Raw genomic sequence first — 22,483 nt, forward strand, 5'->3', positions numbered from 1 at the left:
ATAGTAAGCGGGAAGAGACTTGCCTTTATCCAATTGACCGATATATTTGCACATTCCGTCAGGCGTAACGGCCGGACGGACGATAGGGAAGGGGATTCCGATGGAGTTTGCCAAGTTAGCGCTTCAAGAGCATGTATCGGTGGATAAGTTGATTTCCTTCCACTATTTCGAATATGCCACAGGTTATGCGTTCGATGGCGAGGAGCACGACTTCTGGGAGTTTTTGTACGTGGATAAGGGGGAGACTGAAGTTCGGGCGGACGATCGCATATACGAGCTGAAGCAAGGTCAGCTCATTTTCCATAAGCCGAATGAGTTTCATACCGTGAGAGTCCATAAACATCATAAGCCGCCCAACTTGGTCGTTATTTCGTTCGAATGCCCTTCGCCGGCGATGGCTATGCTGGAGGATCGCGTTTTCGCGCTCGAGGATAAGGAAAAGAAGTTGCTCTCGGTCATCGTTAAGGAAGGATACCAATGCTTTGCGCCTCCGTTCGACGATCCGTCTTCGCATAACTTGATCCGCCAAGAAAACGCCCCGTTTGCAGGCGAACAACTGATTAAAGCATATTTAGAGGTGTTATTGATTTCGCTAATCCGACTCATTAAGCACCCGGACAGCTTGTTCGGCCAAATCGGTACCCCCCTTCAGTTAGAGAGCAATAGCGAAGCGGATGTCGTTAACGGGATCGTCGAGTATATGAAAAATCATATCTCGGAGCCGCTTGAGCTGGATAAGCTCAGCAAGCGATTTCATCTGGGGCGGAGCCGCCTCCGCGAAGTGTTTCACAACCATACCTCGATGGGACTGCTGGAATATTTCAAGCACCTTCGGATCGAATTCGTCAAGTCGGCTATACGCGAGAACCGTTGTAACTTTACGGAAATCGCCGAACGGCTGGGCTACGCGAGCATACATTACTTCTCGAAGGATTTTCGGAAAATGACGGGCATGTCGCCCTCCGAATACGCTAAATCGGTTACTTCCCGCATACCGACTTCGAAACCATGAGGGAATGGGAATAAAACGAAGACTCCGGGGATTTTCCCGGAGTCTGTTCTTTGTCGATAACCTACCTGGAATCGATGATCGTTTACGATCAATAACGCTGGGTTGCATTGTGCTAATTTTGACAAACAAAACTGCGAAAATCCAGTAAAACCAACGTATACTGGAGAGTGTTGATTGATGCTAGACAATCATTCCGTTACAATGAAAGTATTGGATACAGGTGGTGAAAATGTTCTAATGGGGCGTCATCGGAAAACAATTCAATATATCATATTGGCCGCCGTACTCCTCGTTGGAGGATTTGCGATCGGCAATTCGTTATTTTCGAAAAGTGTCGTACTTACGAAGGGGGATAAGCCTCCCGCTTTCCGTTTGGCGGGATTGGACGGTCAGGTGCACGAGTGGCAAGATTACGAAGGCAAACCGTTGATCATTAATTTCTGGGGGACTTTCTGTCCGCCATGCCGGAACGAGATGCCCGCCTTGCAGAATCAATACGAGAAATGGAAGGGACAGGGGCTGGAGCTGATCGGAATCAATTTGAGCGAAGACCACTTGACCGCGGAAAGTTTTATACGCCAAGTCGGGGTTAACTTTCCGATCTTGATGGACAAGGACAAACGAACCGAAAAAGCGTACGGGCTCAAGCAATACCCGACGACGTTCTTCATATCCTCAAACGGAAAAATTCAAGAGGTCGTCATAGGCGGTTTGTTAACGGAAGAAGAGATCGAAGTGCGCGTCGAACGACTGATGAAGTCGTGAGCGGAAAGTTAAGGAGGCTTCACAGTTGTTTCAGAACACCAAGTGCGAATGCGGACATCAGAATCCCGTAGGTACGGTATTATGCGAATCGTGCGGCAAACCGCTCCTCGAGGATTTGCTCAATGACGAAAGCGCTCCCTTAGAAATGAGATATGACGGGGTCGCCCGCAGATCGCAAAAAGCGAACCCTCATATCGTCGATCGGATATGGAATTTTTTCTCATCGGTCAAAATCGCGGTCTATTTGATCGTTATTACTTTGTTGGGAGCGGCTCTGGGAACGGTCTTCCAGCAAGAGAGCACGTTGATCAACTTAACGGAATACTCCGAGTTTGCGGCATACTACAAAGAGCAGCATGGGACGCTCGGGGTCATTTACCATGCGCTCGGTTTATCCAGAACCTATGAGTCGTGGTGGTTCGTTACGCTGCTCGTCATGATCGGGACATCCCTAGTCGTCTGTAGCCTGGATCGCGTGCTTCCGCTGTACCGCGCGTTGGCCAAACAGCAAATCCGCAAGCATCTCCAATTCATCACCCGGCAACAGGTCGTTTATACCGGCGACGTGCAGGGAGATTCCGAAGCATGGATAACGGATTTCGGCAAGCAGCTTAAGCGTAAGCATTATCGGATCTGGCAAGAAAACGGGGCGTTGTTGGCGGAGAAGAACCGATTTAGCCGTTGGGGTCCCTATATCAACCATATCGGACTTATTATTTTCCTGCTGGCGGTATTGGGCCGCGGTATCCCTGCATGGCATATGGATCAGTACCTCGCTCTCTATGAAGGAGAGACGAGACAAATACCGGGCACGAACTACTACGTGAAGAACGAAAAGTTCACCGTGGACTACTACCCGGAGAGCGAGCTCGCGCAAAACCAGAAAGGTACGAAGGTCGTAAAGCTGTACGAGACGAAAGCGCGGCTGTACGAGTGCACGGACGCATGCGACGATCCGGTCAAGGATCCTGAGCTGACGGAAGTGAAAGAGCATGAAATCCGCGTGAACAGCGCCTTGTCTTATAAAGGCTTGAAACTGTACCAGAACAGCTTTCAAGAGCGGGTACGCTTCATCTCGGTACATCCTTCTCTAATGGACACGGCAACGGAAAAGCCAATAGGCTCATTTGACCTGCTGATGGACGATCCGGCGGAAACGTATCAAGTCGGTCCGTATACGTTGAAGCTTAACGATTATTATCCGGACTTCAGCTTGGACGAGCAGAACCGTCCGATGACGAAGACGCGCGAGCCGAACAACCCGGCATTCGTGTTTAGAATCGAAGGACCCGATGTTAAACCTAAAGGCGAAATCTATATTTACTTCCCCATGCCTAGCGAGAAGAGCAAATTTTACGAGAAGCTCCTTAATGATAGCTTCAAGCAAAGAGGAGATAGCACGGGGATTTTCGCAATTAAGGTGGAAAACCCGATCGTCGATGGTAAAATGAATAATATCAAGTATTCCGAATACACGACCTATCTGAACATCCGTATGGACAAGGCAATGCCTTATATCTGGGTCGGCGCGGCGATTTCCATGATCGGTCTCATCATGGGCTTCTACTGGCAGCACCGGAGAATTTGGTTGCGGATCGACGACGGCAAGCTTTCGCTTGGAGGACATACGAATAAGAACAGCTTCGGCTTAAGGGCCGACGTTGCATGGGCTTTGGGACGAACGGGCACTGAAGTCGATCCCAAGTCGTTAGATAACAGGAGGAATGTACGTTGACGTGGTGGCTAGATTTCAGCAGTGACGCTTTTATCGTCGCATTTTATTTGTATTGCGCTTCTTTTATTTTCTTCGCCATTGCGGTCGGAGGCAAACGCTGGAGTAATCGCAAGCCGGAAGACCATACTAACCGTTGGGGCAAACTCGGATTCGGGGCAGCCGTCATTGGTTGGTTGGCTCATCTGACGTTCTTCTTTACCCGCTGGTATGGCGGCGGTCATATTCCAACCAGTAACATGTACGAGTTCATGACGTTCCTCGGCATGGCGATCATGTTCGCGTTTATCGTCGTACACTTAATCTACCGTAATATGTTGCTGGGTGCATTTGCGCTGCCTTTAGTAGTTATCATAATTGCATATGCATCCGTGTTTCCGTCCGAAGTACAGCCGCTCATCCCGGCATTGAATAACTACTGGCTGAAAATCCATGTGACGACGGCCGCGCTCGGCGAAGCTTTCTTCGCGGTCGGATTCGCCGCCGCGCTGATGCAGCTAATTCGCGTGGTCGATTTTACCCGCGAAGATAAAGCGGGCAAACGCGCTCAACGTTGGACGGAGTTTTCGCTCTTCGTCATTATCGTGCTGATCGGATTCCTTGTCGCCGTATTCGGGTTCCGAGGCGCGGGGTACGAGTCGGTATTCAAACAAGAGACCGTTACGATCGACGATAACGGAATCGCAAGCTCCGAGGTGAAGGAAGTCGTATATAGCCTTCCGCCGATCGTAGCTCCATACAATAGCGAAATCGTATCCTTCCAATCGTTCCTCGGGATGAAAGAACCTGCGTTCGAATCATTCCCTTGGCTGAACGGAGTGAATGCGGGACGCAAGCTGAATACGGTCATTTGGTCCATTATCGCGGGCTTGGTCGTTTATGGAGTGCTGAGACTGATTGCCCGCAAGAAGCTGACCGCGGTTATTCATCCTCATCTATCGGATATCGATCCGGAAGACTTGGAGGAAATCAGTTACCGGGCGATCGCGATCGGATTCCCGATCTTCACGTTAGGAGCTCTCATTTTCGCGATGATCTGGGCGGAAATTGCCTGGTCTCGTTTCTGGGGCTGGGATCCGAAGGAAGTATGGGCGCTCGTTACGTGGTTGTTCTACAGCGCATATTTGCATCTACGGCTTTCCCGCGGCTGGCAGGGAACCCGCTCGGCTTGGCTGGCGGTTATCGGTTTCTTGGTCGTCATGTTTACTCTAGTCGGGGTTAATCTCGTTATTGCCGGATTGCATTCTTACGCAGGGGTATAATGTGGCACAATTAAGGCGAAGAGCCGAAAGGAGCGCATTCGGATGAATAATGCCGGTAATCGGATATTGGTCGTAGACGACGAAGAAAGAATTCGTCGTCTGCTCAGAATGTATTTGGAGAAAGAAGGATATTTGATCGAAGAAGCGGAAGACGGAGAAACCGCATTGCGCATGGCGCAAGAAGACGATTTCGATCTGATCGTGCTCGATCTTATGCTGCCCGGAATCGACGGAATCGAAGTATGCGCCCGTCTTCGCCAGCAGAAAGCGACTCCCGTGCTCATGCTTACGGCCAAGGGCGAGGAAGTCAATCGCGTGCAAGGCTTCGAAGTCGGCGCGGACGATTATGTCGTGAAGCCGTTCAGCCCGCGGGAAGTCATCTTCCGCATCAAGGCGATTTTACGGCGTTCGTCGGCAACGGCGTTCCTATCGAAAGAATTGAATACGAGCAACAACATCGTGTTTCCATACTTGGTCATCGAGCATGACGCGCACCGCGTTACCGCAAGCGGCCAAGAGGTGAATTTGACGCCGAAGGAATACGAACTGCTTCACTATTTGGCAAGTACGCCGGACAAGGTGTTCTCGCGCGAAGAGCTTCTGAAGGACGTATGGAACTACGATTTCTTCGGCGACCTGCGTACCGTGGACACCCATGTCAAACGGCTTCGCGAGAAGCTGAATCGCGTGTCTTCGGAGGCGGCTTCGATGATTACGACCGTATGGGGCGTAGGGTACAAGCTGGAGGCGGCGAAGTAGTCTATGGCGATATGGAGAACGGTCGTCGGCAAGATGTGGCTGACGATCATGGGTTTGGTTGCCGTAGTCATTCTTACGCTGGGCTTGTTCCTGCTGGAGTACATCGATCTCACGTTTACCGACCCGCTTGCGATCAAGCGATTGTTCAGTTACGCGGGAATAATCGGTTTTCTGTTAACGACTTTCTTCGCTTTCTTCTTGTTGACTAAGATCACCCAGCCGCTAAGGGAAATGAAGGACGCGGCGAATCGGGTCGCGCAAGGCGACTACACGACCCGTGTGGCGATCCGTTCGTCCGACGAGATCGGCGAGCTTGCTAACACCTTTAATCAGATGGCTTCCGAGCTTCATACGTTGATCCGCGATCTCCAACACGAACGGGATCATCTCAGCAGCGTCCTGAAAAGCATGACGGATTCCGTCATCTCCTTCGATGCCAATGGCGAGGTCATTCTGACCAATCCTCAAGGCCGGTATTTGCTAGAAGATTGGAGCTCCGTCGATTGGTCTGACGAAGAGTTGCCGGAGAAGGATGCCAACGTTCCCGGACCATTGCGGGAAACGTTCCGCAACGTCATCACTAGCGGCAAGGAGCTTACCGTCAAGGTACACGTCAAAAGCGGCGTATGGTCCGTCGTCATGACTCCGCTCGCGTCTACCGAGTCCGTCAGAGGAGCGGTAGCCGTTCTTAGGGACGTGACCGAGGAATTCCGCGTCGATAAGATGCGCAAGGATTTCGTTGCGAACGTATCGCATGAAATTCGAACTCCGCTCTCGATGGTGCAGGGGTACAGCGAAGCGCTCATGGATGATATCGCAGCCTCTCCCGAGGAACGCAGGGAGCTCGTGCAAGTCATTCATGACGAGTCGCTGAGGATGGGGCGGCTGGTCAAGGATTTGCTAGACTTAGCGCGGATGGAAGCCGGTTATCTCGAAATGAATTTCCAACCTCTTGACGTTAACGGCTTAATGTCGCGGGTATATCGTAAATTCTCGGCTTTGGCCAAAGAGCGCCAGATCGTTCTGTCGAAGACGGAGGAAGATCCGAGTTTGATCGTTGAAGCGGCGGACGCCGATCGTCTGGAGCAGGTGCTGACGAATCTGATGGATAACGCGCTGCGCCATACGCCATCAGGCGCTTCTATTGCATTATGCGCCACAAGGGTGGTCAAGCCGAAGGGAGATTGGCTAGAGCTTAAGGTCAAGGATGAAGGCCAAGGAATTCCGCACGAGGATTTACCGTATATATTCGAACGATTCTACAAGGCGGATAAAGCCCGCAAGAGAGAGACGACAGGCGGAACGGGGTTAGGTTTAGCCATCGTCAAAAATTTGATCGTGGCTCACGGGGGAACGATTAGCGCGATTAGCTCGCCCGGCGAAGGAACGACATTTACGATCATGCTTCCCATGACAGCAAACCGCAAGAAGAACAATCAAGCATCGAAGCGCTAGCAAAGGGGAAACAGCATGAAACTTTGCTTGCAATGGCCTCGGCCTCGGACGAAATTCGTATCGGAGACGTCGTTGTCTCCGGAAGCCCGAGTCGCCATCTTTATTCACGGTTGCTTTCAGTTCGGGGCTTCGATGTCGGGTCTATTCCTGAATTTGTACTTATGGCGCCTGACCGAGGATTTGGCCATTAATGGGATATTCAACCTCATCGTATATGGAATGACTCCGATCGCGTTCGCCATCGGAGGTTGGATCGCAAAGAAGAAAGATCGCATGGTCACGTATCGCCTCGGCATTGCGTTGATCACGGTCTTTTTTCTTGTCGTTAATTTCGCTCAAGAGAAGGTAGTGGCGTATTACCCGTTGTTTGCGGTGTTTAACGGACTCGCCTTGGGTTTATACTGGACGGGGTATCTCGTTCTGATGTACGACGTAACCAACGCGAGAAACCGATCGAAATATTTAGGCATCAATATGATCGTATTTAACTCGGCAGGCTTAGCGGGGCCGGCGCTGTCGGGTTTTTTGATCAGTCTGTTCGAAGGCTTGCGCGGTTATATTCTGACGTTCGCAGCCGCATCCGCATTGTTCGGAGTAGCCTCTTTCTTCAGCCTGCGCATTAAGAGAATAGATTCCCATCATCGAACTTACTATTTGAAGTATTCCGGCCTCATGATGAAGAAAAATCGGTTATGGGTACTATCGTTATTCGGCTTTCTCGTGCTGGGATTGTTTCAGGGACTTATGTTATTCCTTCCTAACATTTTGATGTACCAAACGGTCGGCAGAGAAGACCAAGTTGGTTATATGACTGTTTTCTTTGCTCTGCTCACGATCGTAACCGGTTATATTATTTCTCGCAAAAACCAATCCACCTCCATTAGGCGAGAGTTATTCGCGGCCTCGCTGTTGATCGTGGCGGGAGCGGCCGTGCTTCTGTTCGAAATCAGCTTGTGGACGGTTATCCTGTTCATGTCGATCTATTCCTTGATGGCGCCCTGGATAATTAATATGTTGACTTCCTACTATTATAGAATTATGGACGGGCTTCCATTGAGAGGGATGTTTCGCATAGAGTCGGTCGTCATAAAGGAGTTCTTTCTAAACGTCGGCCGGGTATTGTCGATCTTGCTGCAGGTCATTTTCGCGAGCGATGTCAACTCTCCAGCGTTGCCGATCGTTCTGCTGCTTGCGGCGCTAACGCAACTCGGCATTATGCTATTGGTGCGGAATAAAATATAAAATAAAAAAAGAGACGATCCAGACCTAAGTCGGATCGTCTCTTGCTCTACTATTAGTACAAGTGAACTTCCTTAGCGTTGTTCAGATCAGGCAGGGCGGAAATTTCGCCGAGCACTTGCTTAGTTACGCCTTTATCAACGCCGAGCACCATGATTGCCGCGCCGCCGACGATTTTACGTCCCACTTGCATGGTCGCGATATTGATATCTTTCGTGCCGAGCAGCGTTCCTACGCGGCCGATGATTCCAGGCTTATCGTGATGAGAGATGAGCAAGATATGACCTTGAGGCTCAACGTCGATCGGGAATTTGTCAACTTGGGTAATGCGCGGGCCGAAACCGTTCAATAACGTTCCCGCCACGAGGCGCTCTTCTTTGTCCGTGCGTAGCGTGACGCTCACTTGGTTAGTGAAGCCTTTGGAAGCATGCGATTTCGTGATGACGATATTCACGTCGCGGCTCTTAGCCAAATGCATCGCGTTAACTACGTTGACTTGGTCGGAACCAAGGTGATAAGCGAGCACGCCGTTTACGATATGGCGGGTTAACTGCTGAGTATCGACATCCGCCAATTCCCCGGCGTAAGTTACGCCGATTTCCTTCACGGGACCCTCTGCGATTTGCGCCGCGAAGCTTCCGAGTTTATTGCCGAGCTGGAAGTACGGCTCAAGCTTAGCAAGCACGTCGGCGGCGACAGGAGGCATGTTAACCGCGTTCTTGAACGGCTCGCCGCGCAGAATGTGCAGTAACTGCTCGGAAACGTCGATCGCTACGTTCTCTTGAGCTTCGATCGTAGAAGCGCCTAAGTGAGGAGTAACGATGATTTTCGGATGGGACAAGAACGGATGATCCGCTGCAGGCGGCTCTTCTTCGAATACGTCGAATGCCGCGCCCGCGACTTGCCCGGCGTTGATCGCGTCAACGAGCGCCAGTTCGTCGATGATTCCGCCGCGTGCGCAGTTGACGATGCGAACGCCTTTTTTAATTTTAGCGAACTGATCTTTGCCGATCATATGGCGGGTTTCCGGCGTAAGAGGCGTATGAACAGTAATGAAATCCGCTTCGGCGATAATATCTTCAACGGATGCTTTGCGAACGCCCATCTTCTCGGCGCGTTCTTCCGTCAGGAACGGATCGTAACCGAGCACGTCCATGCCGAATGCTTTCGCGCGAGCGGCTACTTCGCTGCCGATACGGCCCATGCCCAGTACTCCGAGCACCTTGTTGCGAAGCTCGACGCCAACGAACGTTTTGCGGTCCCACACGCCGCCGACGGTTTTCAAGTAGGCTTGAGGGATATGACGCGCGACGGCCATCATCATAGCGAAAGTATGCTCGCAAGTCGTGATCGTATTGCCGTCCGGAGCGTTGATAACGATAATTCCGCGTTTCGTTGCGGCTTCCAGATCGATATTGTCGACGCCGACGCCAGCTCGTCCGATGACTTTCAGTTGTTTGCCGGCATTCATGATTCTTTCCGTTACGCGAGTTTGGCTGCGAACGAGCAGAGCATCGTATTCGCCGATAATGGCAACGAGCTCGTCTTCGCTTAATCCAGTCTTTTTGTCAATGGAGATGTCGGATGCTTCGACTAGGAGCGAAATCCCTAAATCGCTAATCGGATCCGATACCAATACTTTAAACATGTGGAACCCTCCTTCGATATATAGAAAACACCCTCAACCCCGCTCTCCGCATTTAGCGGGCAAACGGTGCGTAGAGGGTGACTCCGCAAGGTCACTTCTTTTCTTGTATCGCCATACGCACGAGCGTGGTTCCAATTGCCTTTACTATTTTATAGCAACCGGGTAGCCTTTGCAATGGCGAAAGTACGACAAAATAGGCTTAGTTTTCGACAATGAGTTAAAACTCTACTTCTCCGGGAAGAAAAACGGCAATTGAGGCAGCTGCTCGTCTCCGTAGAAGCGCGATTTCATCGAGATGAAATCGCCGTTGCGCACGGCTTCCGTACTGACTAACAATTCAGCGATGGCGTTAAAGCTTTTGACTTTACGCTTGTCGGCTTGTCCGGAGCTGATGAATTGGTCGATTCTGGCGGTGAGATCATGCGGCAGGAAACCGGTTAGTTCATTTTGCTCCGACAAGTAATCGGAGGAAACTTTAATTTTGACAAGCAGAGGGAGAGCCTTCCATTTGGCTATGGAGAGGACTTCCGGACTTACGTAATCTCCCGGGACGTCGGCGTTGACCGATTCCGCCCATTTCAACATAGAGTTGTAGTATTGTTTCTGCGCGAGGAGGGCTTGGGTTCGCCCTTCCTTGTAGAACGAATTATTGTTTACTTTGTCCATAACGAGTTCCGCAGTGCCTTCGTTAGCGGAAGCCGCAAGCTCCGAGAAGCTTTCGTGGAACAGCTTCAAGCTCTTAAGGTAGTTGGTTTGCGAGTCTTTCAGCTGCGGCGATACCGGAGCGACGTAGACCGCTTTGATGGCATCGTATTTTTTCTGGGCGGATTTGGCAAGCTCTTTCATGGAAGCCGCCCGATCGGCAGTCGGATCGGAGAGCCACTTGGCTTGCGCCGTTATCCAATCGTTTTGAAATTCACGATAGGACAAAAATACGGTATGATAGAAGGAAACCAAATCTTGTTGTTGATAGGCATTCGGTTGAGGCGTTGCCGTCGCCTCGATTACTTCCTCTTTGGCAAACTTGGATTCGGTACGATCGGTGCCGACTTTGACGCCGTAAAAAAAAGCGCCTACCGCGATGACAAGCATAAGTAAGAAAGCTAGCGAGAACATGAGATCGGATCGATTCAGACGCTTTTCCATCGGTTGCTCCTTTAAACGGTCTTGGGATTTGTGGTAGTCCTAGTATAGGAAAAAATAAAGCTCTTGAACATACAAAAATTCGCATGATACGAGGGAACATGAGAAAATTCGACATCCGCAACATCAAGATTCGCAAAGTGACCGTAGACCAGTTGAACGACAAGATGTTATTAGTCAATTTATATGTTACGCAGGCGCTTACTCTTATTATCGGAATCGTGTGGGTATTATTTCAGGGCAGGAACCCTATTGACTTTTATAAATATCCGGGTTCGATCGATTTTGTCTGGTGGGGAGCCGGTTTAGCGTTGTTGGTTTTGCTGTTCGATCTTGGCATTTCCCGTTTCGCGCCGGAGGATGTAGCGGACGACGGGGGAGTTAACGATCGGCTTTTCCGCACAAGGCCGGTATGGCACATCGCGGTAATTTCATTGATCGTCGCGATTTGCGAAGAAACGCTGTTCCGCGGAGCTATTCAACATGCAATCGGGCCTTATTGGACGAGCATTGTATTCGCTGCGATACACGTTCGTTATTTGAGGCATTGGATTCCGACAGGTTTGGTTTTCTCGATTAGTTACGGATTAGGTTGGATTTATACGGAATCAGGAACGTTATGGGCTCCAATATTGGCGCATTTCCTCGTTGATTTCGTGATGGGATGCATCATTCGCTTTCGGAGGGAAGAAGGATGAAGGAAGACGACGAAACTTCGTCGGTATGGAATAAGTACGTAGCGGCTAAACAGACGGTTTTCGGCAAAGACAAGGAAGGCGATTCTCCGATGACGCTCGAAGAGCTGGAAGCGGCCATTGCCGAGGCGGCAGCGAGTTCGGGCATTCCGGAAACCGGAATGCCTCCTCGTTCCGAAGTCCATCCCGTTAAACGGAGCCAGCTTTCCAGATGGTTTTACCTAACCTTGGTCATCTTGTTCGCGGCTCTGGTCGTCGGATTATTATGGTGGGGACAGAAGCAGGAAGGCATGTAATCTGCGACGAGTCGCCCTTGCAATAGAAAACTGCCCCGGAAGGCGTTAGACGCGCCTTTCGGGGCAGTTCGTTCCTTCGCTTTACAATTCCGTATCGATGGCGTTCGGATCAACGAAGGAGTAGCCTTTCTGTTCCAGTTGCGTTAGCAGGTTGTCCAACGTCTCGGCCGTCCATGGCAACTCGTGCATAAGGATGTTGCTGCCGGGATGGAGCTGCTCGAGCACGTTGTCGATGACGGCTTGCGGTCGTTTGTTCTCGGGAATTTTATTCATATCCCAATCCAACGAACCGTTAGACCACGTCATGAACAGCAAGCCGTTATCTTTAGAAATTTGCCGAACGGCATCGTTGGAAGCTCCATGCGGCGGCCGGAAGAAAATCGGGGTTTTGCCGGTGACTTCCTTAACGATCGCCTGTACGCTTTCGATTTGTTCTTTGATTTTCGGCGCTTTCTCCTTCTTGAGGGAAATATGATCCCAAGAATGGTTGCCGATGATCTGGTCGCGTTCGTCGATGGCTGTAAGCAGGTCGGGATTGGCTTTGACGCGATAACCGTTTACGAAGAATATCGCCTTAGCCTTATGTTTATCCAACGTGTCGAGGATAGGATCGAGAGTGGCGTGGTCTTTAGGACCGTCATCGAACGTAAGAAGCACGACCTTGCTCTCGGTCTTTTCCTTATCGATAGGAACGATAAAATAGTTTTTGTTCATTCGATAGGTTTTCTCGACTTCCGTCGGTTCCGGGGCGGCGTTGGGCTCGACTTCCTCGGACGGCGAAGCTTGAGGGCTTGCCGACGGCGATGCGACTGCCGATGGAGCGGGCGTGGATGTCGCCGTCTCCGTTTGGGACGGTGCCGGCGAGACGGCATTGCTTGGCGATGCGTTATTGCCGCAAGCGGTAATAAGTCCAGCTAATAATACGGTTGTACAAAATGCGAGAAGACGTCGATTCATGCTGGAATTCCCTCCGTTTGCGTTCATTGCTTAAGACGGCGAAGCCGATTTAATTGGATTGTATCATACTTTCCCCATGAATCGACAAGCGGCGCGCTTCCTTATTTTGATGGGGATGCCTGTCGCCATCCCGGTCAAAATAACGTTAATAAGGAGGTGGCAAATGAAAATCGGGACTTTCGTTATAGGTGGATTAGCAGGGGCTGCAATCGTAATGATGATACAACGTAATCAGAGAATGTCGGCCGCAGCCGCAAGCGTCGGCAACAACCTCAAGCAACGAATGAGCGGAATGAAGGACGATGCCATCGAGATGGCATTGAACACGAAGTTCGCGAGCAGCTTCAAGAGGGCGTCGGAGAAGATCGGTCATCGGAATCCGACAACTGCCCCGCATGATGCGGCATTTGGGGATTTAGTCGCTCAAGATTCGGAGTCCAGCTCCGAGATCGATTCGTTCCCGGAACGAAGCGGTCACCACCGGATATAGGAGAATCGAGTGAGAAGAGGCGGCATCGTCCTCCCGGACAAGGGGAGAAACGGTGCCGTTTTTTTGATTTTCGAGGGTTTTCCCTAGTGCATTTCGTTGGGAGAAGTGATAACATGATCTCAAGAAAGTTTCGTTCACGCATTATATGCTTAATCATAAGCTGTTATCACCCACAGAAGGAGGATCCTGTCATGAGGATGGAACGGCTTAGCCAAGACAAAATTCGGATTTTCCTCACTTTCGATGATTTGACTGAGCGCGGGATCCAGAAGGAAGACATGTGGCGCGAGATTCCGAAGGTTCATGAGCTATTCAGCGAAATGATGGATCAAGCCTATAACGAGCTCGGTTTCGATGCTTCGGGTCCGCTTGCGGTGGAAGTGTTCGCTATGCCGGCTCAAGGAATGGTGGTTATCGTCACCAGGGGCAAACTCGATAGGGATGCGGATCCTCGGCCGAGGATGAAGAAGAAGTTTATGAACTCGAAGTTACGCTTGAACAAAGCGAAGCCATTATATATCGATTCAAAGACATTGAAGACGCGATCGGTGCCGCCAAGACGTTAGTCAGTCATTTGACGGAAGAGGGAAGGATGTACCGTTATCAGAATCAATGGGTTCTTTGTTTCGATCCGGCGGGGCTGGAAAGCTCCGGTTATCATGCGTTGATCGCCGTGCTGGCGGAATATGGAGAAGCCACCTCCATCACTCCCGCGGTTCTGGAGGAGTACGGACAATTAATTATCGGCTCCAAAGCCGTTAAGGTGTTAGCAGAGCATTTCGTGAATTAAACTTTTGATTAACCATGCGAATGAAACCCCGAATCCCGGGGTTTCATTTTTTTATATAAGATTATCCCTATTTCACCAAATGTTCTTTTTTTACACGTCTCGATTTGCTGTTATAATGGAAAAGTAGGAGAGGGGGGAACGGTGAATGCTGCTCGTGTCGATATTGGCGGCCGCGATCGTGCCCGGAATTGCGTTGCTGGCTTATTTTTACTGGAAAGATCGCTATGACGCCGAACCGATATCGATGGTGCTCAAGATGTTCCTGACCGGAGTATTAATCGTTCTGCCGATCATGATCGTCCAGCGCGGATTGATGATCTGGTGGGGAGAATCTCCGTTCACGTTCTCTTTTATCATTTCCGCCGGCGTCGAAGAGTTTTTCAAATGGTTCGTACTTTATCATATTATATATAATCATACGGAATTCGATGAACCTTATGACGGGATCGTCTACGCGGTAGCCGTTTCTCTCGGGTTCGCGACTTTGGAGAACGTATTGTATGCCTTCCTTGAGCCGGCGACGTTCGGAACGCTCATGATGAGGGCTTTGCTCCCGGTATCCGGACACGCGTTGTTCGGCGTCTACATGGGGTATTCCTTAGGTAAAGCTAAATTTTCCGTAGGCAGGAGCGTGAAGGTTCACTTGTGGCTTGCGCTGCTGTTGCCGATCGTTTGGCACGGAGCTTACGATTTCATGCTGATGACCGTACCGTCTACATGGATATGGCTGGCCGTTCCTTTCATGTTCTTCTTATGGTTCAGAGGAATTCGAATGGTTAACAGCGCCAACGCGGTTTCGCCCTTTCGTTTCTTGAAGCGGGAGGAAGAGATTAAATCGTAACCGATCCGTCCATACTGGATGTGGGAATATCCGGTAAGGGGGAGAGATGCCCGTTGTCGCAGCGGCTCAAAGTTACGATCAGGTGCAACCGGTGCAACGAAAAGTTCATTCTCCGCGGACGCAAGGAAAGAGGTCGCGTGGACACCGGATTCAAGCAATGCTTGTGCAGCAATGCGGATGATTTCGAGATCGAAGAGGAAGCGCTCATCTAAGCGGATGAGGCTTCCTTTTCTTGTTTTGTCGTCGAGCGCCGAATGGCGCGCATAAAAGTGGAGCCATATTCCCACAATAACCGCATAACGTTTTGGGAATGAAAGGGGTCGGCTTTTCATGTACGCTCGTTTAAGTTCCATTATGTTCCCGATTGCAACCTTGCTGTTTATCGGCGCCATCGTTTGGGGGTATCAGGAGCATCAGGAGAAAAACTCCGTTCTGATTAAAGCGGAAAATCAATACCAGCGCGCGTTCCACGACTTGAGCCATCATATGGGACGATTGCACGACCAGCTCGGGCAAACGCTGGCCGTCTCCTCCTCGTCTCAGGGGATGCAGCGCAAAGGCTTGGTGAACGTGTGGAGATTGACCAGCCAAGCGCAGAACGAGATTAACCAGCTGCCATTGGCGCTGTTGCCTTTCAACAAGGCGGAAGAGTTTCTTTCGAGGATCTCCAGCTTCGCATACCGGACGGCGGTACGCGATCTGAGCAAGCAACCGCTCACTCCCGCCGAAATGAAGACGATGAAGTCGTTGTACAAAACCGCCGAATCGGTCAATCTGGAGCTCGGCAAAGTACAGGATGCCGTTATTTCCGATCATTTGCGTTGGATGGACGTCGAGGTGGCTATGGCCAGCGAGAACAATCCGCACGACAATACGATCATAGACGGCTTCAAGGCGATGGATAAGCAGATGGGAGCCTATCCCGAGGCGGACTGGGGACCGTCCGCGATGTCGGCGGACCGCAAGCTTTCGGCCGCGGGGTTAGAAGGCAATGAAATGTCGAAAGAGGAAATCTGGAAGAAGGCGTTGGATTTTCTAGGTCCTCAGGCTGAAGGCGCGGACGCCAAAGTGACGGAGGATGGCAGCAAAACGGACTTGCCTAGCTATTCCGTCTCCGTTAAAGGACATGAAGGGGTGAACATTCAGCTCGATTACACCCGCAAGGGCGGCCATCTGCTCTGGTTCATGAATCCGCGGGAAGTGCAGACCCGTAAGCTTAATTTCGATACGGCCCGCAATAAAGGATCGCAGTTCTTAGTCCGGCACGATTATAAGCAAATGACGCCGATTACTTACGATGAGTACGACCATGTGGCTGTGTTTACCTACGTCCATACAATCGACGGGGTTAAAATTTATCCGGATAAAGTGACGGTACGCGTCGCCCTCGATAACGGGGAGGTCGTGGGATTGCAGGCATCGGATCATGTTTTCGCCGAGAAGTTGCTTGCCCCGGGCAAACCGAAGCTGACGAAGGAGCAAGCGCAAAAAGGTCTGAACCCCGACTTCCGGATTGAAGATTATTCTTTGGCCGTCGTCGAGAACGATATGCGCAAATCCGTCCTATGCCATGAATTCCTCGGCAAGATCAACGACCATCGTTACCGGATCTTCATGAACGCTGAGACGGGAGAAGAAGAAAATATCGAAGAAATCCCGGAATCCGCTAAAGCCATATACAAATAACGTTGCCGCTGAACATACACCATCGTCCGAAAGTAGTCCGGGGCGATGGTGTATGTCATTCCCCAAACTTCTCCACGCATGCTATAATAAGATGTACGAGCGGAAATGTTTTCCGATCATGCTTCATGTGGAGGGTTTACTAGTGCTTCCGAAAATCAATCAAACGATGTACATACAGACAGAGACCGGTCCTGAGCCGTTAACGCTGCGGTCGCGCGTGGCGGATCAAGATGCTAACCGGATCTACATCGAAATTCCTCTGGACGAGAAGAGCCGCAAGTTATACCGCTCGCAAGAGGGAGAGCAATTCCAGCTTTATTTCTTTACCGAAGACGGAGTGAAGCATTCCTTCCCGAGCGTGGTGACAGGATTTCGCAGGGATTCCGTGCCTCTGGTGGCGATTCGCAAGCCGGAGCTCGAAGAGATCATCAAAGATCAAAGAAGAAGTTTTCTTAGGGTGGAAGCCAACCTGGAGCTAGCGGTTAAGGTGGGCGAAAAGATGAGGTTCGTAGCCGTGACGGAAGATGTTGGCGGCGGCGGCATTTCTTTCACCTGCGATAGGAACAAACCGATCGTAACGAATGTCGTTCTGTCTTGTTGGCTATTATTGAGTTATAAAGGCGGAACGGTCGCGCATGCCAAGTTCGAGGGCGAAGTCGTCAGAGTACTTCCTGTCGAGCCGGACAAGCATCTGATTATGATGCGGTTTTCGGAGATCGCGGATTCCGACCAACAGAAGATCATTCGATATTGCTTTGAGCGCCAATTGGACAAGCGGAAGGACTAACGCCTTGAAGGCCTCCTTTGTCCCGGCGACAACGGGAGGGCTACCATGGGTGACAACGATAAAGAGAAGTATCGTTCCGACTTCGTCGCGTGGTCGGATCGCTTGGAAAAGCTTATATTGCGAAGTATTCTTGTATTAATCGTACTGTTAGGCTTAACGCAGCTCGCGTTGCAATATCCGGCGGCGCGGCACTGGCTCACGACGACGGACGATTCGGAAGGCGTGCCGTTTCATTATCAAGTTCGATAGCGCGCATCGATAGGATTTTTGCATCCCTAGGTGCTGTGTGGTATAATTTTCTCGTTCCTCGCAGGCTTTGCCTGCCTTATTTTTTCTAATGACATCAGGTTGTTGGCGTGTAGGAGGCTAGTCTTTCTCTCATGAATGGATCTCATGATCAACGAATCAATATTGCGATCGACGGGCCGGCGGGAGCGGGTAAGAGTACGGTTGCCCGACTAGTTGCGAAGGCTCTTCAATATGTCTACGTCGACACTGGCGCCATGTACAGAGCGGTAACGCTCAAAGCTCTCGAAGCCGGAATATCTACCGAGGATAACGAACTCGTTGGACGGTTAGTTAAACAACTGGATATCGTGTTGCTGCCGGGAGCGGATGCTCAGCTCGTATTAGTGAACGGCGAAGACGTTACCGCGCAGTTAAGATCGTTAGAGATTAACCGCAACGTATCTTATATCGCCCGTTTGGAAAGCGTCCGCAAAAGGATGTCCGAATTGCAACGCCGCATGGCCCACGAGAAAGGCGTCGTGATGGACGGGCGCGATATCGGAACCCATGTGCTTCCGGACGCCGAGTTGAAGATTTTTCTTACGGCAACGCCTAGGGAAAGAGCCAGCCGCCGATTTCTGGAGCTGGGCCCGAATGCGGGGATTACGCTGGAGCAATTGGAGTCGGAGATCACCGAACGCGATCGATTGGATCAAGAACGGGAAATTGCTCCTCTTCTTCAAGCGCCGGACGCTCGCTTGCTGGATTCGACAGGGCGAACGGTGGACGAAGTGGCCGAAGAAATCGTACAATGGGGACTTGCCGCGACAAGAACCATTTTGGCGGAGGAGAAGTAGATTATGTTATACCGTTTCGCCAGGATGATTCTCCGCGTTATTTACATGTTTCTTTACCGCTTGGAAGCCAGAGGGGTTTCCAACATCCCGCTGGAAGGTCCGGTCATTTTATGCAGCAATCATAGAAGTTTACAGGATCCCATTACTTTAGGGGTGTGGGTGCCCCGCAAAGTTCATTATATGGCAAAGGAAGAATTGTTCCGCATCCCTGTTTTCGGTTCATTGATCAAAGCCGTTGGCGCGTTTCCAGTCAAACGCGGAGGCGTGAGCAAGGAAGCGATCCGAACGGCGATAACGCTGTTGCAGGGCGGTAACGTAATGGGGATTTTCCCGGAAGGCACCCGCAACGAATCGGTAGGCATGGGCAAACGGGGAGCCGTTACGATGGCGATTCGTTCGAAAGCGATTGTCGTACCTGTCGCGTTAGTCGGTCAGTATCGTCCGTTTCGCAAGATGTTAGCGGTATATGGCGCACCCATCGATTTGACGCCGTATGCGGAGCAAGGGACTTCCGAGAGCATGGAAGAAGCGACGGAGCTTATTATGTCGCGAATCCGGGAAATGATGAAGACGAGTCAGCCTGCATCCTAACGATGCATGATTATGGCAATAATCCTTCATACTAGAGGTATTATTTGGTTCTCATTATTGAGGGTAAGTAAGATTTAAGCGCCGCTAGAAGCGGGTTTAAATAAAGTTGGGGTAGAACTGAGGAGGTAATTTTCATGTCTGAAGAAATCAACGTCCAGGAAACGGCGGCCGCCGAACCGGTCAGCCAGGATGCACTGGAAAATCTCGTAACCTTGAAGAAAGGGGACACCGTGAAAGGTACGGTAGTCAAAATCGAGGATAACCAAGCGTATGTAAGCCTTGGATATAAATACGACGGTGTCATCCCGCTACGCGAGCTTTCTTCCGTTAACCTGGAGAACGCTGCCGCAGCCGTGCAAATCGGCCAAGAAGTCGAAGCGAAAATCGTTAGCATCAACGATGCCAAAGAATCGCTCGTACTCTCTAAGCGCCAGATCGACAGCCCTCGCGCATGGGATGATCTGCAAGCGAAATTCGAAAGCGGAGAAGCGTTCGAAGTCGCGATTACCGATGTCGTCAAAGGCGGTCTGGTAGCCGACGTAGGCGTACGCGGATTCATTCCCGCCTCCATGGTCGAGCGTCATTTCGTCGAGGATTTCAGCTCTTACAAAGGCCGCACCTTAAAGGTGAAAGTGAAAGAAATCGACCGCGAGAACAACAAGGTCATTCTTTCCGCCAAAGACGTGCTCGATGCCGAATACGAAGCTCAAAAGCAACAAATCATGAGCTCCTTGCAGGTAGGTCAAGTTCTCGAAGGTAAAATCCAAAGATTGACGCCATTCGGCGCGTTCGTGGATATCGGCGGAATCGATGGACTCGTACATGTATCCGAAATGGCATGGCAGCACGTTGCCCATCCTGCGGATGTCGTAGCCGAAGGACAAAGCGTGAACGTTAAGGTTCTGAAAGTAGACCCTTCCCTGGGCAAAATTTCCCTCAGCATCAAAGCGGCACAACCAGGTCCTTGGGATACCGCTAACGGACAATTCAACGTCGGCGATATCGTTACGGGCGTCGTAAAACGTCTGGTTAACTTCGGCGCTTTCGTCGAGATCGCTCCTGGAGTTGAGGGTCTCGTTCACATCTCGCAAATCGCGCATCGCCACGTAGCGACGCCGTTTGAGGTGTTGAAGGAAGGTCAAGAAGTTCAAGCTAAAGTGCTTGACTTCAACCCTGCGGAGAAGCGCGTTTCCCTGTCCATCAAAGAAACGGAAGAAGCGCCCGCTCGTCCTGAGCGCGAGCAACGCGAGCCGCGCGCTCCGCGTGCTCCAAGAGAAGAAACGAACCTTCCTCCAGCGGAAAGCATGAGCTTCAACCTTGGAGAAAGATTCGGCGACAAGCTGAGCAAATTCAAGTAATAATATTTGTCGTAAAACCCGCCCTCGTGGCGGGTTTTTTGCGTTCTCGAGCGTTCTTCGGTTCCATCCTTACATTTATGCGATTTAATGGCATGGATTTCAATCCATACGGCGCATACTATCTCTATGGAGGTGAAGGTATGCCGCCCGCTTATGGCGCCGCGTTCCTATGGCTGATGACGACGATTCTCTGGTGGAGCGGCTGGAGGGAGGAAGCATCCGAGGGAATTCCGCATTGGGCCGTCGGGGCGTTCCTTGCCGTATGGCCTTTCGCTTGGTTAGGAAATATTGCAGTAACTCCAAACTTCGCAGTCAATGGGGCGTGGATATGGACGTTCCTTGCTGGAGCGCTTCTGGCGCGGCGAACTCACGCCCCGCGAAGATGGACCGCGATATCGGCGGGTCTATTGGTTGGCTCGATTTACGTGCTCGTTAGCCGGTTGGCACATTATCCGGCCGGTTTCTCGCATTTTTTAGATCCATGGGGCGCCGCGCTTATCGTTGGCTTATTAACGGCGCTTATCGTTCGCAGCGTCTCCGAGCAAGTTTTGGCGATCTCGACTGCACTGTACGTGAGTATGGGGATTTATGCTTACTTACAGACGACTTCGGGTGCGATCTTCGAAGGCAAAGCTTCGGAATGGATGGCAGGGTGGTGGATCGCGGTGCTTTCCTCGAGATTCGCGTCTTTAACGGTTCGCGCGTTGGCGGATCTTGCGGGCAAGCGGACTTTCAAAGTAGGCGGGAAAAGGGGAGATCAGCATTCGTGATACTGAATTGGTTTGACTCTCATAAAGATATCACTTGCGTGATCATGGGGACGGCTTTCGGAATGGCCGCAAGAATATTCATGCTTCGCAGCGACTATCGGCAATATCCGGCTTACCCGCACGGTAAAATAATTCATCTTGCCCTGGGTTTAATAGCGGGAGCATTAGGATCCGTTGCCGTTCCGGCTTTGCATAACAAAGATTATACGGCAATTACGTTTCTGTCGCTTGCCGCACAGCAGTTTCGGGAAGTCCGTAACATGGAGCGCAATACGTTAACCGCGATCGATCATTTCGAACTCGTTCCTAGGGGGGCGGCCTATATAGAGGGAATCGCCGTCGTGTTCGAGGGGAGAAACTATTTGGCCATATTTACCGCGTTCCTTTCGAGTCTCTTCGCGATGTGGATCGGGTGGTGGGGAGGTTTGGCGGCAGGCGTATCAGCGTTATTACTGGCGCATTACTTCATGCGCGGAAAGAAGATATCCCATATCGCCAACGTTGAAAGGGTACCGCTTAAGCTCGACGGGCCTGATTTATTCGTGGGCGACGTTTATATGATGAATGTTGGCCTAGACGAGAATAGGAAGATTATCGAGGAACAAGGAATCGGTTTTATACTGACTCCCAAGAACGATGACGCCAAAGTTACGATCGCCAATCTCGGCCAGAGGCAGGCTATCCTTCATGATGTTTCCACGCGTCTTGGCGTCTATCGCGATGATGGGGATCCAGCTCTGTTGCCAATCGGGAAGCTTGGGCTGCGTACAGGGAAGTTAGGCCTTCTAGTTCTTCCGCGGGAGAAGGATATCGATAAGGCCTATCAGGCGGTCAGTAACGTGCCGCTTCTGGAGGCTGCGGTTCGAATGCCGACGGAAGCAAACCGCAAGAGTACGGAAGGGGCCAAGCAAGGTGGCTAAAATCGTAGGAGTAGTTACGACGGATCGGGAAAACGTAGGCGGCGCGCGCCGATCTTCTACGCGGCAAACCGGGAGCAACTGCAGACTATCGCTCATCTGCTGGAGAAAATACTGGATTCGGCCGCGCATGAAATGAATGAGGATTTGTTCGTTATCGTGGATAGGCACTAGAAGGTTTGGCAATATTCGTTAGCCAAGCCGG

The 22,483-nt window shown here is 51.0% G+C and carries 24 protein-coding genes and 1 pseudogene; 22 read left to right on the forward strand and 3 right to left on the reverse strand.

Annotated features, from left to right (window positions below; translation table 11 throughout):
* The first annotated feature begins 100 nt into the window (after positions 1 to 100).
* The 7 genes from FPL14_RS26730 (at position 101) to FPL14_RS26760 (ending at position 8,227) form a co-directional block, all read left to right on the forward strand.
* Entirely contained in the window at positions 101 to 1,012 is a 912-nt protein-coding gene (locus FPL14_RS26730; protein WP_182300574.1) for an AraC family transcriptional regulator, read from the forward strand.
* 177 nt (positions 1,013 to 1,189) lie between these two features.
* The gene (locus FPL14_RS26735; protein WP_229264021.1) at positions 1,190 to 1,777 is read left to right on the forward strand and encodes a redoxin domain-containing protein; all 588 of its coding nucleotides are present in this window, start codon (positions 1,190 to 1,192) and stop codon (positions 1,775 to 1,777) included.
* Between the two features lie 25 nt (positions 1,778 to 1,802).
* Complete coding sequence (gene resB / locus FPL14_RS26740; RefSeq protein WP_182300575.1) at positions 1,803 to 3,512, forward strand: cytochrome c biogenesis protein ResB; 1,710 nt, start codon at positions 1,803 to 1,805, stop codon at positions 3,510 to 3,512.
* The gene (gene ccsA / locus FPL14_RS26745; RefSeq protein WP_182300576.1) at positions 3,509 to 4,771 is read left to right on the forward strand and encodes a cytochrome c biogenesis protein CcsA; all 1,263 of its coding nucleotides are present in this window, start codon (positions 3,509 to 3,511) and stop codon (positions 4,769 to 4,771) included. Before resB ends, ccsA begins: the two co-directional genes overlap by 4 nt.
* 42 nt (positions 4,772 to 4,813) lie before the next feature.
* On the forward strand, positions 4,814 to 5,530 hold the full coding sequence (locus FPL14_RS26750; protein ID WP_182300577.1) for a response regulator transcription factor: 717 nt from the start codon (positions 4,814 to 4,816) through the stop codon (positions 5,528 to 5,530).
* Positions 5,531 to 5,533: 3 nt separating this feature from the next.
* Complete coding sequence (locus tag FPL14_RS26755) at positions 5,534 to 6,985, forward strand: HAMP domain-containing sensor histidine kinase (RefSeq protein ID WP_182300578.1); 1,452 nt, start codon at positions 5,534 to 5,536, stop codon at positions 6,983 to 6,985.
* A 15-nt stretch (positions 6,986 to 7,000) separates the two neighbouring features.
* Positions 7,001 to 8,227, forward strand: a complete 1,227-nt coding sequence (locus FPL14_RS26760) for an MFS transporter (RefSeq protein WP_182300579.1) — start codon at positions 7,001 to 7,003, stop codon at positions 8,225 to 8,227.
* A gap of 52 nt (positions 8,228 to 8,279) precedes the next feature.
* Here the strand turns inward: FPL14_RS26760 and serA are convergent, their stop codons facing one another.
* Complete coding sequence (gene serA, locus FPL14_RS26765; RefSeq protein ID WP_182300580.1) at positions 8,280 to 9,872, reverse strand: phosphoglycerate dehydrogenase; 1,593 nt, start codon at positions 9,870 to 9,872, stop codon at positions 8,280 to 8,282.
* Between the two features lie 225 nt (positions 9,873 to 10,097).
* Entirely contained in the window at positions 10,098 to 11,018 is a 921-nt protein-coding gene (locus tag FPL14_RS26770) for a hypothetical protein (protein ID WP_182300581.1), read from the reverse strand.
* A gap of 98 nt (positions 11,019 to 11,116) precedes the next feature.
* Here FPL14_RS26770 and FPL14_RS26775 point away from each other — a divergent pair, with 98 nt between their 5' ends.
* Both FPL14_RS26775 and FPL14_RS26780 read left to right on the forward strand, forming a co-directional pair.
* Complete coding sequence (locus FPL14_RS26775; protein WP_182300582.1) at positions 11,117 to 11,713, forward strand: CPBP family intramembrane glutamic endopeptidase; 597 nt, start codon at positions 11,117 to 11,119, stop codon at positions 11,711 to 11,713.
* Positions 11,710 to 12,006, forward strand: coding sequence for a hypothetical protein (locus tag FPL14_RS26780; protein ID WP_182300583.1), 297 nt, complete (start codon positions 11,710 to 11,712; stop codon positions 12,004 to 12,006). Before FPL14_RS26775 ends, FPL14_RS26780 begins: the two co-directional genes overlap by 4 nt.
* Before the next feature lie 81 nt (positions 12,007 to 12,087).
* Here FPL14_RS26780 and FPL14_RS26785 read toward each other — a convergent pair whose 3' ends face one another.
* Positions 12,088 to 12,963 carry a polysaccharide deacetylase family protein gene (locus tag FPL14_RS26785; RefSeq protein ID WP_182300584.1) on the reverse strand — a complete coding sequence of 292 codons (876 nt, stop codon included), beginning with the start codon at positions 12,961 to 12,963 and terminating at the stop codon, positions 12,088 to 12,090.
* Between the two features lie 163 nt (positions 12,964 to 13,126).
* On the opposite strand from FPL14_RS26785, the gene FPL14_RS26790 reads away from it, so the two are divergent.
* The 13 genes and pseudogenes from FPL14_RS26790 to FPL14_RS30870 all read left to right on the forward strand — a co-directional run bounded on the left by FPL14_RS26790 (position 13,127) and on the right by FPL14_RS30870 (position 22,452).
* Positions 13,127 to 13,453, forward strand: coding sequence for a hypothetical protein (locus FPL14_RS26790; RefSeq protein ID WP_182300585.1), 327 nt, complete (start codon positions 13,127 to 13,129; stop codon positions 13,451 to 13,453).
* A gap of 191 nt (positions 13,454 to 13,644) precedes the next feature.
* Positions 13,645 to 14,243: pseudogene (locus FPL14_RS26795) on the forward strand (genetic competence negative regulator).
* 145 nt (positions 14,244 to 14,388) lie between these two features.
* Entirely contained in the window at positions 14,389 to 15,084 is a 696-nt protein-coding gene (prsW, locus tag FPL14_RS26800) for a glutamic-type intramembrane protease PrsW (protein ID WP_182300586.1), read from the forward strand.
* A gap of 53 nt (positions 15,085 to 15,137) precedes the next feature.
* Positions 15,138 to 15,296, forward strand: a complete 159-nt coding sequence (locus FPL14_RS26805) for a hypothetical protein (RefSeq protein ID WP_182300587.1) — start codon at positions 15,138 to 15,140, stop codon at positions 15,294 to 15,296.
* Positions 15,297 to 15,414: 118 nt separating this feature from the next.
* Positions 15,415 to 16,770, forward strand: coding sequence for a germination protein YpeB (ypeB, locus tag FPL14_RS26810; protein WP_182300588.1), 1,356 nt, complete (start codon positions 15,415 to 15,417; stop codon positions 16,768 to 16,770).
* Between the two features lie 142 nt (positions 16,771 to 16,912).
* A complete protein-coding gene (locus FPL14_RS26815) occupies positions 16,913 to 17,557 on the forward strand; it encodes a flagellar brake protein (protein ID WP_182300589.1) in 645 nt (214 codons plus the stop codon).
* Between the two features lie 45 nt (positions 17,558 to 17,602).
* Positions 17,603 to 17,806, forward strand: coding sequence for a hypothetical protein (locus FPL14_RS26820; protein WP_182300590.1), 204 nt, complete (start codon positions 17,603 to 17,605; stop codon positions 17,804 to 17,806).
* A gap of 131 nt (positions 17,807 to 17,937) precedes the next feature.
* A complete protein-coding gene (gene cmk, locus FPL14_RS26825; protein WP_182300591.1) occupies positions 17,938 to 18,642 on the forward strand; it encodes a (d)CMP kinase in 705 nt (234 codons plus the stop codon).
* Positions 18,643 to 18,645: 3 nt separating this feature from the next.
* Positions 18,646 to 19,233, forward strand: coding sequence for a lysophospholipid acyltransferase family protein (locus tag FPL14_RS26830; RefSeq protein WP_182300592.1), 588 nt, complete (start codon positions 18,646 to 18,648; stop codon positions 19,231 to 19,233).
* 134 nt (positions 19,234 to 19,367) lie between these two features.
* Positions 19,368 to 20,591, forward strand: coding sequence for a 30S ribosomal protein S1 (gene rpsA / locus FPL14_RS26835; protein WP_182300593.1), 1,224 nt, complete (start codon positions 19,368 to 19,370; stop codon positions 20,589 to 20,591).
* Positions 20,592 to 20,731: 140 nt separating this feature from the next.
* Positions 20,732 to 21,361 carry a hypothetical protein gene (locus tag FPL14_RS26840; protein WP_182300594.1) on the forward strand — a complete coding sequence of 210 codons (630 nt, stop codon included), beginning with the start codon at positions 20,732 to 20,734 and terminating at the stop codon, positions 21,359 to 21,361.
* A 44-nt stretch (positions 21,362 to 21,405) separates the two neighbouring features.
* The gene (locus FPL14_RS26845) at positions 21,406 to 22,281 is read left to right on the forward strand and encodes a YIEGIA family protein (protein ID WP_182304183.1); all 876 of its coding nucleotides are present in this window, start codon (positions 21,406 to 21,408) and stop codon (positions 22,279 to 22,281) included.
* 99 nt (positions 22,282 to 22,380) lie between these two features.
* Complete coding sequence (locus FPL14_RS30870) at positions 22,381 to 22,452, forward strand: capping complex subunit for YIEGIA (protein WP_407644684.1); 72 nt, start codon at positions 22,381 to 22,383, stop codon at positions 22,450 to 22,452.
* Positions 22,453 to 22,483 lie beyond the last annotated feature (31 nt).

It is taken from the genome of Cohnella cholangitidis (genome assembly GCF_014107495.1).
GTDB classification, from domain to species: domain Bacteria; phylum Bacillota; class Bacilli; order Paenibacillales; family Paenibacillaceae; genus Cohnella; species Cohnella cholangitidis.